At 65.8% G+C, this 13,496-nt stretch carries 14 protein-coding genes and 1 pseudogene; all 15 read right to left on the bottom strand.

Annotated features, from left to right (window positions below; all coding sequences use genetic code 11):
- A pseudogene (locus SE92_RS29750) lies at positions 1–323 on the bottom strand (rod-binding protein); the annotation flags it as partial.
- A complete protein-coding gene (locus SE92_RS29745; protein WP_063201541.1) occupies positions 320–739 on the bottom strand; it encodes a hypothetical protein in 420 nt (139 codons plus the stop codon). The gene SE92_RS29745 and the pseudogene SE92_RS29750, both read right to left, overlap by 4 nt.
- Before the next feature lie 6 nt (positions 740–745).
- Positions 746–1,498: a flagellar biosynthesis protein FliR gene (gene fliR / locus SE92_RS29740; protein WP_063201538.1), complete on the bottom strand. Its 753-nt coding sequence runs from the start codon at positions 1,496–1,498 to the stop codon at positions 746–748.
- Positions 1,495–3,576, bottom strand: coding sequence for a flagellar biosynthesis protein FlhA (gene flhA / locus SE92_RS29735; RefSeq protein ID WP_063201535.1), 2,082 nt, complete (start codon positions 3,574–3,576; stop codon positions 1,495–1,497). The genes fliR and flhA overlap by 4 nt, the downstream gene beginning before the upstream one ends.
- Before the next feature lie 78 nt (positions 3,577–3,654).
- Positions 3,655–3,921 (bottom strand): flagellar biosynthesis protein FliQ, encoded by a 267-nt coding sequence (gene fliQ / locus SE92_RS29730; protein ID WP_061020746.1) that lies wholly within the window; start codon positions 3,919–3,921, stop codon positions 3,655–3,657.
- Positions 3,918–4,337: a flagellar hook assembly protein FlgD gene (gene flgD, locus SE92_RS29725; protein ID WP_063201532.1), complete on the bottom strand. Its 420-nt coding sequence runs from the start codon at positions 4,335–4,337 to the stop codon at positions 3,918–3,920. Before flgD ends, fliQ begins: the two co-directional genes overlap by 4 nt.
- Before the next feature lie 14 nt (positions 4,338–4,351).
- Positions 4,352–4,762, bottom strand: a complete 411-nt coding sequence (gene flbT, locus SE92_RS29720) for a flagellar biosynthesis repressor FlbT (protein WP_063201529.1) — start codon at positions 4,760–4,762, stop codon at positions 4,352–4,354.
- A complete protein-coding gene (gene flaF / locus SE92_RS29715; RefSeq protein WP_063201526.1) occupies positions 4,762–5,106 on the bottom strand; it encodes a flagellar biosynthesis regulator FlaF in 345 nt (114 codons plus the stop codon). Before flaF ends, flbT begins: the two co-directional genes overlap by 1 nt.
- A 56-nt stretch (positions 5,107–5,162) precedes the next feature.
- On the bottom strand, positions 5,163–6,221 hold the full coding sequence (locus SE92_RS29710) for a flagellar hook-associated family protein (RefSeq protein ID WP_063201523.1): 1,059 nt from the start codon (positions 6,219–6,221) through the stop codon (positions 5,163–5,165).
- Positions 6,222–6,224: 3 nt separating this feature from the next.
- Positions 6,225–7,703: a flagellar hook-associated protein FlgK gene (flgK, locus tag SE92_RS29705; protein WP_063201520.1), complete on the bottom strand. Its 1,479-nt coding sequence runs from the start codon at positions 7,701–7,703 to the stop codon at positions 6,225–6,227.
- A gap of 34 nt (positions 7,704–7,737) precedes the next feature.
- The gene (locus tag SE92_RS29700; protein ID WP_063201517.1) at positions 7,738–8,967 is read right to left on the bottom strand and encodes a flagellar hook protein FlgE; all 1,230 of its coding nucleotides are present in this window, start codon (positions 8,965–8,967) and stop codon (positions 7,738–7,740) included.
- A 120-nt stretch (positions 8,968–9,087) separates the two neighbouring features.
- Positions 9,088–9,669: a transglycosylase SLT domain-containing protein gene (locus SE92_RS29695; protein ID WP_063201515.1), complete on the bottom strand. Its 582-nt coding sequence runs from the start codon at positions 9,667–9,669 to the stop codon at positions 9,088–9,090.
- On the bottom strand, positions 9,620–10,966 hold the full coding sequence (gene fliK, locus SE92_RS29690; protein ID WP_063201513.1) for a flagellar hook-length control protein FliK: 1,347 nt from the start codon (positions 10,964–10,966) through the stop codon (positions 9,620–9,622). Before fliK ends, SE92_RS29695 begins: the two co-directional genes overlap by 50 nt.
- On the bottom strand, positions 10,963–12,135 hold the full coding sequence (locus SE92_RS29685; protein ID WP_063201510.1) for a chemotaxis protein: 1,173 nt from the start codon (positions 12,133–12,135) through the stop codon (positions 10,963–10,965). The genes fliK and SE92_RS29685 overlap by 4 nt, the downstream gene beginning before the upstream one ends.
- The gene (locus SE92_RS29680; protein ID WP_063201508.1) at positions 12,132–13,490 is read right to left on the bottom strand and encodes a MotB family protein; all 1,359 of its coding nucleotides are present in this window, start codon (positions 13,488–13,490) and stop codon (positions 12,132–12,134) included. The genes SE92_RS29685 and SE92_RS29680 overlap by 4 nt, the downstream gene beginning before the upstream one ends.
- Positions 13,491–13,496 lie beyond the last annotated feature (6 nt).

The raw sequence follows: 13,496 nt of genomic DNA, 5'->3' as shown, positions 1-13,496 counted from the left end.
TCCGATTCCTTCGGCAGCATCGTCTCGACGAAGGTCTGGAGGATGAAAGCCTCGAACTTCCGGTACACCTCTCCGGAGGCCGGGGCCCTGATCACCCGCACCGGCGCGCCGTTCACCGCGTCCGATGGCATCTCGGCCACTTTCGTCGCGGACTGCTCGGCGGCCGCCGTTGCAGCCTTGCCGACCTCCGCATCCATCGTAGCGGCGAAGTCGGCGCCCGCGGACTTCAGGGCATCGAGCTTCGCGGTCGCCGCGCGCTGCGTCACGGGATCGGCGGCCTCGAGGACGTCGAGGACGAGGTCGGGCGTCGCTGTCACGATCATGTCTTGTTCCGGTTGGCTGGCGGTGGCGTCCACGCGCGCACGGCAGGGCTTTGTCCCGTCATCTCCTCGAGGGAGCGCTTCTCGGCGTCGCGGAGCTTGTCGGCGAGCGCCGCCTTCGCGACCTCCTCGAGCTGCTTGACGCGGCGGTTCTCGCTGCGAACCTGGTCGAGCTGCTGCGCGGCCTGCGCCTGAACCGCGCGCGCGCCGACGCTGGTCCGGTTCAAGCGCCGTGCGATCGATTCGCTCGACGAGCCTGCCGGCGGCTTGCCATCGTTGAGGGCACCCACCAGCCATTCCTGCTCGTCCTGCAGGCCTCTCTCCTGCTGCCGCAACTGCACGAGCTGCCATTCGGACAGCCGGAGCTGCAGCTTCACGAGCGAGACCATCCGGCCGAGCTTGTCTGCGCGCGAGGCCATGACCCGTCACCCCGCGAGCCACGACGAGACGCCGAGCATGAATTGCGTCAGCAGCTCGTCGCTGGTGAGATAGAGCAGCAGGAAGCCGCCGAACAGCACGAAGGGCACCGAGATGAAATAGACCGGTATCGCCGGCGTCAGCTTGTTGATCAGGCCGACCGCCAAGTTGACGATCACGGAATAGACGATGAAGGGGCTGGTGATCCGCAGCGTCAGCACGAAGGCTTCCGAGAGCCGGCCGACCAGCTGGTCGAGCGCCATGCTGCCGCCGATCCTGCTGCCGGGCTGCCAGACGTCGTAGGAATTCATCAGCCCGCGCAGCACCTGCCAGTGCTGGTCGGTCATGAAGAACAGCGTGGTGACGGACACCATGATCAGCGGAACCAGCGCTGGCGCCGGATCGCTGTCAGCGACCGGCGTCCCCGGGATGTTGCTGAGGCCGATCGCGCTCGCCATCACGGTCGCCATGGTCTGGAGCGCGAGGAAGAACACCCGCCCGCCGAGCCCGATGACGCTGCCGACCAGGAGCTCGGAGCAGATCAGGAGCGCCAGCGTCAGTGGCGCCGCGCTATCCGTCAGAGGTTTCAGCACAGCGATCAGGATCGGCGCCAGCGCGAACGTCGTGACCAGCGCGACGAACAGGCGGACCTGGGCCGGAACGTTGACGCTGGAATAGCCGGGCACCAGCATCAGGCAGGCGCCGATGCGGCAGAACACGATGAACGTCACCAGCACGCTGTCGGCAAGGCCAGAGATCACGATATGGCTCCGAGCGCCCTGATCTCCGCGCTGCGCGCGACCTCGACATGCGACAGCACCGGCAATGTCGGGAACACCCGCTCCAGGATCATGCGGACATAGGGGCGCGCTTCCGGAGTCACCGCCAGCACCACGCTGGTGCCGCTCTCGGTAAACTTGCGGATCGCGGCGCTAGCTTCGGTCGCGAACTGCTCGATCAGGCGCGGATCGGCGTCGAACTCGACGACGTCGCCCTTGGCGTCGCGCTTCAAGCTCTGGTGGAACGCGAGGTCCCAGCGGTTGCCGAGACGGACGACGTTGAGCACGCCGTTGTCGGAGAGGTCGCCGCAGATCTGCTGGGCCAGCCGCGTCCGTACGTGCTCGGCGACCTGCTCGGAGCGCCGCACATGCGGCGCGATCTCGGCAATCGCCTCGAGGATCAGATGAAGATTGCGAATGGAGACGCGCTCGGCCAGCAGGATCTTCAGGATCGCGAGCAAACCGGAATAGGAGATCTGCGACGGGCAGAGATCCTCGACCAGGCGCTTGTACTCGGGATCGAGCCGGTCGAGCAGGGCCCGCATGTCCTTGTAGGACAGGAGCTGGGCGAGATTCGCCCTGATCACTTCGCTCAAATGCGTGAGCAGGACCGACAGATTGTCGACCGGCTTGCAGCCCTGCCGTTTGACTTCATCCGTGAAGGCTTCCGTCACCCACAGCGCCTTCATGCCGAAAGCGGGCTCGATCACCTCTTCGCCGGGCACGTCGGGCTTGCCGTCCTTGTCGACCAGCACCAGCACTTCGCCGAGCCTGAGCTCGCCATGGGCGACGCGGGTGTCGTGGATGCGGATCTGGTAGCCCTTGGGGTCGATCGACAGATTGTCGGTCAGCTTGATCTCGGGAACGACGAAGCCGTACTGCTTGGCGAATTTCTTGCGGATCTTGGCGACGCGGTGCGCAAGCTCGTTGCGCGAGCCCAGCAGATGGACCGAGAGGTGGCCGCCGAGCGCCAGCTCGATCTCGGCGGTCTTGAGCTGCTCCTTGACGGATTCCTTGGCATCGGTCTGGGCACGCTCGTCGGCCTTGAGCGCCGCCTCCTTGCGCTCGCGGGCGGCCTGCCGCCTCGGCAGCGAATAACCGACGAAAGCCATGACGCCGCCGAGCAGCAGGAAGGGCGCCATCGGCAGGCCCGGCATCAAGGCGAGCACGAACATCATCAGCGCGGCGGCGGACACCGCGCGCGGATAGCCGCCGAGCTGGCGCAGCACCGCCTGCTCCGCCGATCCCCTCGTACCGCCCTTGGAGACCAGAAGGCCCGCCGACAGCGACACGATCAGCGCCGGCATCTGCGACACCAGACCGTCGCCGACGGAGAGCTTGGTGTAGACGTCCGCGGCGCGCGACAAAGTCAGCCCGTGATGGGTGACGCCGATGATGATGCCGCCGAAAATGTTGATCGCGGTGATGAGCAGACCGGCGATGGCATCGCCCCGCACGAACTTCGAGGCACCGTCCATGGCACCGAAGAACGCGCTCTCTTCTTCGAGCTCGCGGCGGCGGCGCTGGGCTTCCTTGTCGTCGATCAGGCCGGCGGACAGGTCGGCGTCGATCGCCATCTGCTTGCCGGGAATGGCGTCCAGGGTGAAGCGGGCGCCGACTTCGGCGATACGCGTCGCACCCTTGGTGATCACGACGAAATTCACCGTGACCAGGATGGCGAAGATGATCAGGCCGATGACGAAGTCGCCGCCCATCACGAACTTCGAGAAGCCGGCTACGACGTGGCCGGCGGCCTGTTCGCCCTCTCCGCCCCGCGACAGAATGAGGCGCGTCGTCGCGATGTTCAGCGCCAGGCGCAGGATCGTCGCGATCAGCAGCACGGTCGGGAACGCCGAGAAGTCGAGCGGTCGCTGGATCCACAGCGCGACCATCAGGATCAAGGCCGACAGCGCGATCGAGAACGCAAGGCCGAGATCGATCAGGATCGGTGGAATCGGCAGGAACAGGATCGTGAGCATGGCCACGATGCCGCCCGCGAAGAAGGCGTCCGCCCCGAGGCGGCGCGGGCTGGGCAGGCTAGCAGCTAACGTATCGGCCATGGGTCACCGGCGGAAGGGTCCGGTTCGCAATCTGCCGCGCAAAGCTTACGCGAGGGTGGTGGCGGGCCCTGTCCGAGATCAGAAGCCGCGTTCGATATGCGAATAGACCATCTCGGTGAAGGTGGAGAGATGGGCGCCGATGAAGGAGCCGGAGACGGCAACGACCACGAGAATGACGATGATCTTCGGGACGAAGGTCAGCGTCACCTCCTGGATCTGGGTCAACGCCTGGATCAGCGCGATGACGGTGCCGACCAGCATCGCGGCGCCGACCGCGGGCCCGGAGGCGACGATGATGGTCCAGATCGCCGCCTGGACGATATCGAGAGCGTCGCGCTCGTTCATGACTGGCTGATCGTGAGCCCGGGCCCGACGGCGACCTTGGTGCCGTCCTGGAGGGTGGCGATGGAGCCGTCACTGTTGATGGCGACCGAAACGACCTTGCCGCTGAAGCTGGCACCGGTGGAGTCGGTGAAGCTGACGGTTTTCCCGATCAGGCCGTTGGCCTGCGACAACGACTGCGACGACAGCAGCGCGTCCAGCTTCGAATTGGTCTGCATCGCCTGCTCGACCGTCGAAAGCTGGGCGAACTGGCTCATATATTGCGAGGTGTCCATCGGATTGGTCGGATCCTGGTTCTTCATCTCGGCGATGAGGAGCTGAAGAAACGTATTGTAGTCGACGCTGTTGCTCGACGTTGTCGTCAGGGAGTCGGTCGAATTGGACTTGCCGGTCGTGTCGGTCGCGCTGGTGACGTTCATGTGTCTCTCCGCTGTCAGGCAGCTTCGACGGGGGAAATGGTGGCGGCGCCGGCCAGGATGGCCTGCTCCACCGGGAACAGAGCCCGGATCCGCTTGAGCGCCTCGAAGTAACGGGTCGCCTCGACCAGCTCGTCGACCGCGCCAAGCCCGTCCAGCATCTCGCGGCTCTCGCACACGGCACACAGGGCGGCGTGATGCTGCGCGTAGAGCGCCGCGGCATCGCGGATGTCGGTCGGGTTCATCAGCATGAGCTGGACGATGAAATAGAGCTGCCGCAGCGCCGTGGTGGCGTCGGAGGCCTGCATGACCTGCCCTTCGAGCAGGAACATCACGTCATTGACGAGCTCGACGGAGACCTTGCGGTCCACGCGAAGCACCGCGCCGTTGATGTAGATCCGTTCGCCCGCCCGCAAGGAGACTTTCATCAAAGAGCGTCTCGGATCAGGCGGTTGATTTCGATCAGCTGCATCACGTCGTTCGACCTCTCTTCGCGAAGACGGTCGGCTTCCTTGACGACCCACAGGCCGATCGAGATGATGTCGGCGCGCAGCTTCTCCGGCAGGCCGTTTTCCGGGTGCGAGAGATCCTCGATGAAGATGGTCCACAGCCGCCGCACATAGAGCAGGCTCTCGACCAGATCCTCGAGGCTGAAGCGCCCCCTCTGGAGCCGTTCGAGCCGGTCGATGCCGAGGCTGAGCGCCTGCCGCTCGCGGCCGCGCGCCTCGTAACCACTCTCGTCGACCACCGCTTCATAGGCTTCAAACGTCATCAGAACCACTCTGCGCAGGAGACCGAATAACAGGACAAAGGTTGCGAGCCCCGACTTTAGAGATAGTTGATGAGGCTGATCTGCTGGAGCTGCGAGGTCAGCGCGAGCGCCGTCTTGATCTGCGTCTGCAAGGTGTTGACGCGGACCGAGGCCTCGGTCGGATCGACCGCCTCCAGCTTGACGATCTGGTTGTTGAGGATGTCCTTCTGGATCTTCAGCTTCTCGGTTGCGCCGGTGACCCGCTGCTGGATCGAGCCGACGGTACCGCCGAGCACGGCGAGGTCGTTGATCGCGCCGCTGACGAGACTGATGGCCTTGTCGACCACGACCTGGAACGTGTCCTTGCTGAGGCTGGTGTTGCCGAGGTCCGTGAGCATGGTGTAGGCCTCGGCCAGCTTGCGGAAGCCGGGCTGGTTGGCGCTGACCGAGCTGTCGACGACCTCGGTCGTGGAGATGCGGCTCGACAGCGTCTGGTCCGTGGCCGTCGACCAATTGGTGTTCCAGGCCGGGCTTGCGAACTCGGGATCGAGGGTGTTGTTCAGGAAGGTCTGCATCTGCGCCGGCGTGATCGTGCTCACGCTGGCCGAGGATTGCGGGAAGCCGAAGCCCGTGGGCGGGATCGCCGCGAAATCCGCGTCGAGGGCATTCTTGCTGGTCGAACCGGCCACATAGTTTGCGACCGGCACGGTCTGCGTATTGATGCCGCCGAACAGATACGCCCCGTTATAGGAGACATTGAGCGCGCCGATGAGGTCCTGAAGGTTGGCGGACGCGCTCGGCAGGATGATCTTCGCACCGCTGTCGGCATCGCGTGCCGCGATCAGGTTCTTGAGGAATTCCGAGGCGGTCGTGCCGAGCTGCGTGATGCGGTTCTGGGTCACGTCGAGGCGCCCCGAAACCAGCTCGTTGGTGTCGACCAGTTGATCGGCGAAGTTGAAATCGGCCCGCAGCGCCAGGTCGCGGCCCGTTCCCGTCCCGAGCTCGAGGCCGACATCGGCGAAACGGCCGGTGGTCGCCTCCTTCGAGGCCTTGGTCAGCGCGGCCTGGTTGTTCGTGATCGACGACCTCAACGACGACGACAGCATCAGGGTCGAGATGTAGTTGGCGCTCATCATGACTTAATTCCCCACGGCAGCCAGCAGGCTCTGCAACATCTGATCGACGGTCGAGATGATCTTCGACGAGGCCGAATAGGTGCGCTCGACCTGGAGCATCAGCGACATCTCGTCGTCCATGTTGACGCCGGCGACGTTGGACAGCGCCGCGGTGCTGCGGTCGAGCAGCGTGTTCTGGTACTGGACGCTGTCGTCGGCGGCCTTGCGATGGCTTTCGATCCAGCTCGCCGAAGACGAGGCGAACTCGACCACGCTGCCGCTCGGCTTGCCTTGCGCCGTGACGTCGAACGGCTGCGGCGCGTTCATGTTGTCGATGAGCTGCTGGAGCCGCGTCGAGAAGCCGGCATTGCCGGTCGTGTTGTAATTATACGCGGCAACGCCGCTGATCGCGCCGTCGCGCAGCAGGTTCGGGTTTCCGCCCGCGGCCGGATCGACCGACGCGGCAACCGAGATCATGCCGGCGAGGCCGACCGAGATCGTGGCGCTCGCGGGCATCGCGGGCGCCCCGGGATAGGTGAACAGACCGGGCCTGTCGGCCAGCGTGGGGACCGGCGATTGATCGCTTTCCTTGAAAGCATCGATCAGGCCGCGCGCGATCTCGTCGAGCTGGCTCTGATACGTCACAGTGTCCTGGTCGCGCAGCTGAGCGAGGCCGGCGAGCTTGCCGGACTTGAGCGGCATGACGGAATTGGCGCCGGTCACCGGCACGCCGTCGATGAAGACCGCATTGCCCGTGGTGCCGGCGGTGTAGGCGTTGGTCGGCGCGAAGCTCACGGTGCGCGCGGTCTTGTCGAACAGCACGACGCCGCTGTCGGTGTAGAGCGCCGCATCGCCATTGGTCCGGAGCGACATGGTGACGCCGAGGTCCTGCGACAGCTTCGAGACGATGCTGTCGCGCTGGTCGAGATAGTCGGTGACGTCGTCGCCGGTGATCGTGCCCTTCACGATCGCGGTGTTGACGGTCTGGAACTGGGTCAGGAGCTGGTTGATGTTGGCGACCGACGTCGCCATGTCGGCGTCCGCGCCCTCGCGGACCGACTGTACCGTCCTGGTGGCCTGGTTGAGCGCGGTCACCATGTCCTTGGCGGAGGTCACGGCGGCCTGCGCCAGCGTCGCGTTGTCGGTGGAGTTGGCGTATTGCTGCAGCGCCTGCTTCAGCTTGGTGAGCTGTGCGGTGGGCGACTGCTCGAGCTCGGGATCGTCGACGGTCGCGGTCGCGATCTTCTGCAGACCGTCATAGATCACGCTCTGCTTGGCGGACGACGAGGTCGCGGTCAGGACGTTGCTGTAGAGGCCGGACGAGGCCGCGCGCTGGATCGCCGCGACATAGACGCCGGCGCCGGGAAAATTGTCCAGCATCGTGAGCTTGCGCGAATAGCCGGGAGCGCTGGCCCCGGCGATGTTGCGCGAGATCGTCGCCGACTGGATGCCCGACGCCATGAGCGAGGAGCGGGCGGAGTTGAGAGCGGCGGTAATGGACATGACGTGCCCTTGCCCGGAACGAGCGCTGAAGGGTTCAGCGCTTCAGGTTGACGACGACGTCCAGCAGGTCGGCGCCGGTCTGGAACGATTTCGAGTTCGCGGTGAAGCCGCGCTGAGCCTCGATCATCGAAGTCAGCTCGTCCGCGAGATCGACGTTGGAATCTTCCAGCGCGCCTGACTTGACGGTGCCGAGACCGCCCTGGCCGGCGAGGCCGACCTGCACGTTTCCGGACTCCAGGTTGGGAGAATAGACGTTGCCGACCTCGGGCGTCAGATGGTCCGGGCTCGGCACGGTGGCGAGCGCGATCTGGAAGCTCGGCAGCGTGGTGCCGTTCTTGAGCACGGCGGTGACGATGCCCTTCTCGTCGATGTTCACCTTCTCCACGGCGGACGGAGCGTTGCCGTCGACCGTCGCCTTGAAGTCGAAGGCGGCCGCGACCTGGGTCATCGCCGACATATCGATGTTGAAAGCTGCGGAGCCGCCGGGGATCGCGACCGACAGCGAGGTTGGGCTCGCCGCGGCGAGCTTGCCCTTGCCGGCCGCGGTGACGTCGAAGGTAAAGGTGGTCGTGGGGCCGGGCGTCGTCAGCGCAGTCGCGCCGTTATAGACCTGGATGTCCCAGGTGTTGGCGCCGGTCTTGGCGGCGTAGACGTCGAGCGTCACGGCATTGCCGATATTGTCGTAGGTCACCATCGACGTCTTCGACGTGTAGTTGGCGGGCCCTGCCGGCGCCGCGATCGCGGTTGCGCTCGGATCGAGATTGGCGGCCACGGTCGCCTTGGTCGACGGCGCGGCCTGCAGCGCCATCTGGTTGACGTTGATGACCTGAAGACCGCCAAAACCGTTGGCGGCGACGGTGGGCACGGCGCCGTTCGCGATGTTGTAGCCCATCAGCTGGAAGCCGGCGGTGTTGACGAGGTTGCCGGTGTTGTCGGGCACGAACGCGCCGGCGCGGGTGAGGAAGTTGTTTCCGTTCGCGTCCTGCACCACGAAGAAGCCGTTGCCCTGGACCGCAAGATCCGTCGTCGACGTCGTGAAGTGGTAATTGCCGGCGTCGGAGATGGCGTAGCGGACCGTGGTCTCGACCGCGCCGGAATCGTAATTGCCGGAGCCGCTCTTCAGGATCAGCGAGGAGAATTCGGTGGAAGCCCGCTTGTAGCCGGTCGTGTTGACGTTGGCGATGTTGTCCGAGACCGTCGACAGCTTGTTGGACTGCGCGTTCATTCCGGAAACGCCGGTGCGCATAACACCATACAGGCTCATGAAGGGGGCTCCTTTGGTAGGTTGCAGCTACAATGGGGGTTCTTGCTTGCGCGGGGCTGATGATTGGCAGCGATACACAACTTGTCGTGGTCGCGCCCGTCGTTGCTTCAGCTCGTCATGTCAGGTTGCCTTCGGCTGACAGAGCGAGCGCGCCTTGTCGGTCCACGCGCCGAAGCCGCTCGAGACGAGATGAGTGACGATGTGGCAGACATAGCGCTTCTGCGCCGGCTGGTTGTTGGGGCCGGCATTGTAGCGCGCGACCGCCATGGTCCAGCTGCCCTCGCGCTGCTTCAGCTCTTTCAGGAAGCGCGCAGCGTAGTCGACGTTTCTGGCGGGGTCGAACATCGCGCGCACCGAGGCGAACTTGTCGCCGTGATAGTAATGGTTGATCTGCATGCAGCCGAGGTCGATCAGCTTGATCCCCCTGGCCCGCATCGCCTCGAAATTCGCCATCGCATCGTTCATGTCCTTGGCGAACACGGTCTGGCCGTCGGCGCCGAGCGCGAAAGGATGCAGCGCGCCGCGCCGTCCGGTCTCGGTGAGGCCGACCGCATAGAGAATGCCGAGTGGAATTCCGTGCTGCTGGGCCGCACGCGCCATCTCGCGCTCGCAGGGGCGAGCGTTGTCGGTCGCCGCTGCCGCGCTGCCGGCGCTACAGATAAACAGGGCCGCGGCGGTTCTGCTGGCCCAATTCCTGATCATGACGCGTCTCCTGGTTGGACTGGCGCTCCTGCCGGGCCTGTCTGCCGTCGCTCTCGGACCGTCCCGACGACGAGCCGGCGCCGCCGAACGTTCCCTGCGATTGCGACGAAGGCTGTTGCTGGCTAGAGAGCTGCGGCTGCGACTGGCCGGAGCCGCTCTGGAATCCGTCGAGCGAACCGTGCTGCACGGGCGCGACGTCTGCGACGTAACCCGCCGACTGCATGAGATCGCGGATCTGGTCGCGCTGCTGGTCCAGCATCTGGCTGGTGTCCTTGCGCTCGGCCGCGAGGTTGATGGACACTTCGGTGCCGACCAGGCGAAGGCGCACGGTGACGTTGCCGAGCGCGGGAGGCTCGAGATTGATGGTCAGGATCTTGAGCGGCTGGTCCGGAGCATTGGTCTGGGACGCCGCGAGATCGGGTGCTGCGGCCGCCGCAGGGCTTGCCGTCTCCTTCAGCTCGGCGACGACCGCATTGGCGACTTGTTGCGGAGCGTTGAACTGCGCGGGCGGAAGATGGGTCTCCTGCTGGACCACGGTGACCTTGGTCGTCTCGGGCAGCGCATCACGCCCCGAAGCCTTGGCGGCGCGCTCGACATTGGCCGCGACCTCTTCGAAGCCTGACGTCGCGGGCATTGCGCCCGACCGCTCGCTGTCCTGTGCAGGCAAGGATTGCGGCGCCTGCGAACCCTGCGAAGCCGCCGCGCGCGGGTGCGCGGCAGCCGGAGCATCATCGGATGGGGCGGTGTCGGCCGTTGCCGCGGCCTTCGCCGTGCTTTGAACCTCGCGCTTCCCGGACGACCGCTCCTCGCGCGCGGGCGCATCCTTGTCGGCGGACTGCAATTGCAGATGCGGCTTCACGACAGGCGCGGCTGCGATCTCCTGCCCGATCACCACGACCGTGTTCGTTGAGGCCTGAACATCCGACTTAGCGGCATGATCGGCCGGGCGCTGCTTCTCAGATGCCTTATCGGTCTTCTTGTTGGACGACTCTTCGCTCGACTTCGAATGCTCCGACGTCGCGACGCGCCCGTGCGCCGCCGCGCTTTTCGGCTTCTCGGTCTCGGCCGGGTGGGCCAGACGCGGGCGCAGCGTTGCGGCCTTCGCGGTCGTCTCGCTGCCCTCATCGCTCAGGGCCTGCTTGGCGAGGTTCGAGACGGTGTGAAGCAGATCGTTGAACGATGAGCTCGGATGCGATTTGGCTCCGGCGCCTTTCGCCGAGCGCGACGTCCCGCGCATGTTGAGGCTCTCGGCGAGGCCCGAGAAAAGCTGTCCGGAGGTTCCAGTGAGCTTGGTCATGGACGGCGGTCCCTGGTGAGGAGTTCGAGTTCGCCGAGCTGCTTCTGCGCGCGCGCCAGCGTCACGGTCGATGACGCCAGATCGAGACGCGCCGGCGTTGCCGGCGGCTTGGCGGCGGTGGTGCCGCCCGGGAGCGGCTTGCGGATGTCGAGCGCAAGCTGCACCGTGGCATTCAGCAGCGGGACGTCGCGCTCGGGCAGTTTCGACCGGTCGATCGCCTTCAGCTCGGCGAGACCGCCGTCATATTCGTCGGTGAGCGCGCGCGAGACGCCGCGAAAGAAATGCGCCCGTTCGCGCTCGGTGGAGGCATCGGCGCTGAGCGTCAGCGCCCGCTCGCCGGCGAGCCGCGTCACGGACAGCTGTCCGCGCAGCATCGCCGCGCGCGCGATCACGAGATAGAGCTTGAGGCGGCTGGCGCGATCGATCTGCTCCAGCAGGGCAGCGATCCGCGCAAAGCGGCGCCCGTCGAGCGCCAGGCTCGATTGCGTCAGGCCCGTGGAGAAGCGCTGCCAGAAATCGCCGGCATAGACCGAGTTGCGGTAATGGCGGAGATAGGCCAGCGTCAGGAACTCGAACTTGTCGAAATCCTCCGCCTGCCCCACCAGCAGGATCTCACGCCGCAGCGCCGCTTCTTCCACCAGCGTACCGGGCAGCAGCAGGCGCGCATCGTCCAGGCGCTCGATCGCGAACGATGCCTCGGCGCGCGCGAACAGCGCGCCCTGGACCAGCGCGACCTGCCCGCCGAGGCCCGAGGGAAGCGTTCGCGGCTTGACGTCCTTGAGCTGCTCCCGCGCCTCCTCCTGGCGACCCTCGACATAGGCGAGCGCACCGTTGAACAGGTGTTCGTCGACGTTCATCTTGTCGCGCGGCAGCTTGCGGACGATTTGCGGCGCGCCGCCGCTGAGCAGATAGATGACCACGGCCTGGCCGTTCTGCGGATTGCTCCACACGGCGGGATCGGCGGCGAGAAACTTTTCTCCGATCTGCCGGATCAGCGCGACGTGGCTGCCATGCGCGGCGGTGTCGCCGTTGGCGATGCCATCCTGCACTGCCTGCAGCGCGCGGACGAGCTCATAAGGCTCGCCCGGCTGCCGCGCGGGCTGGGCAAGCACGTTCGCCGCCGTGAACGGCAGCAGCAGCACGGCGATGCGGAGCAGCGGCCTGATCAAGGGCGCTTCTCACGGATCAGGATCTCGATCCGGCGATTCTGCGCGGCAGCGGGATCGTTCGGAAGCTTCGGCCGCCGGTCGGCGTAACCTTCGACATGCTCGATCCGCTGCGCATCGACGCCGGAGCGGACCAGCATGTAATAGGCCATCTGGGCACGCGCGGTCGACAACCGCCAATTGTCGTAAGTCTCCGAACGATACGGCCTGTTGTCGGTATGGCCGCGGACGATGATCATGCCTTGGCGTTTCGTCAGCAGCGGCCCGATCTTGTCGATCACGCGGATGAGTTCGGGCCGCGGCTCGGCCGAACCGACCGCGAACATGCCGAAGCTCGCATCGTCGGTCAGGCTGATCAGGAGACCTTCCTCGACCTGGCGCACCTCGGCCGCCGGTCCTGCGCCGGCCTTGATGTCCGACAGCGCGTCCGCGATCGCGGATTGAAGCTGCTTGACGGTCGGCTGCTGGGTTTGCGCGGCATCGCGCGGCTCGCTCTCCTTCGCCGCATCGCCCTGACGCGCCTGCGCGGCGGCGTTGGCTTGAACGGAGGCTTGAGCAGTAGCTTGAGCAGTGGCTTGAGCAGTGGCTTGGGCAGTGGCTTGGGCGCCCTCGCGGGACGATTGCGCCGGCGCGGGCGCCGGGGGCAGCAGTGGTGACAGGTTTGCGGACGAGGCGTCCGCGCTCTGAGCGACGCTTCCGCCGGCATCGTCCGCCTTGGCACGACGCGCCTGCGGCTCGTTCTGACTTGTGGCGGGGGCGCTGTCGCGCGCGGAGACATTCGGCTTGGTCTCGCTCTCGATCAAGCGATCGGCGTCCTTGGACGCTTGCGGGGCCAGCTTCCAATAGCCGGGATCGAACGGATCGCGGTAGGCGTCGCCGCCCTTGAGGCCATCCTCTTCGGCCGACGTCAGCGCGCCGGCGCGCCGCTGGCCCGAGGCCTGGTTGGCGCTGCTCGCGATCTCGGCGAGCGTCGCATAGGGATCGCGGAACAGCACCTTCTCCTCATAGAAGGGCGGCTTCTCGGCCGTCGGGGAATCGCCGCGACGCTCTTCGCTCGGACCGGCCGGCTGACGCCTGCCGTCCTGGCCTTCGAATGTCGTCGGCTCCTTCTTGGACAGATCCTTCAGGCCCTTCGGAGCAGGTGCATTCTCCGCGAGCTTGATCGGGTTGAAATAGCTCGCGACCACTTGCTTCTGGTCCTGGTTGAGGGCGTTGATCAGCCACATCACCAGGAAGAACGCCATCATCGCCGTCATGAAGTCCGCATAGGCGATCTTCCAGACGCCGCCGTGATGCGCCTCCTCGGCGAAGGCGCTGCGGCGGCGGACGATCACGAGCTCATGCTTGACCTCTTCCATGGCGGA

It is taken from the genome of Bradyrhizobium sp. AT1, from assembly GCF_001590795.1.
Classification (GTDB): Bacteria; Pseudomonadota; Alphaproteobacteria; order Rhizobiales; family Xanthobacteraceae; genus Bradyrhizobium.
This window is presented reverse-complemented; position numbering and strand designations above follow the sequence as displayed.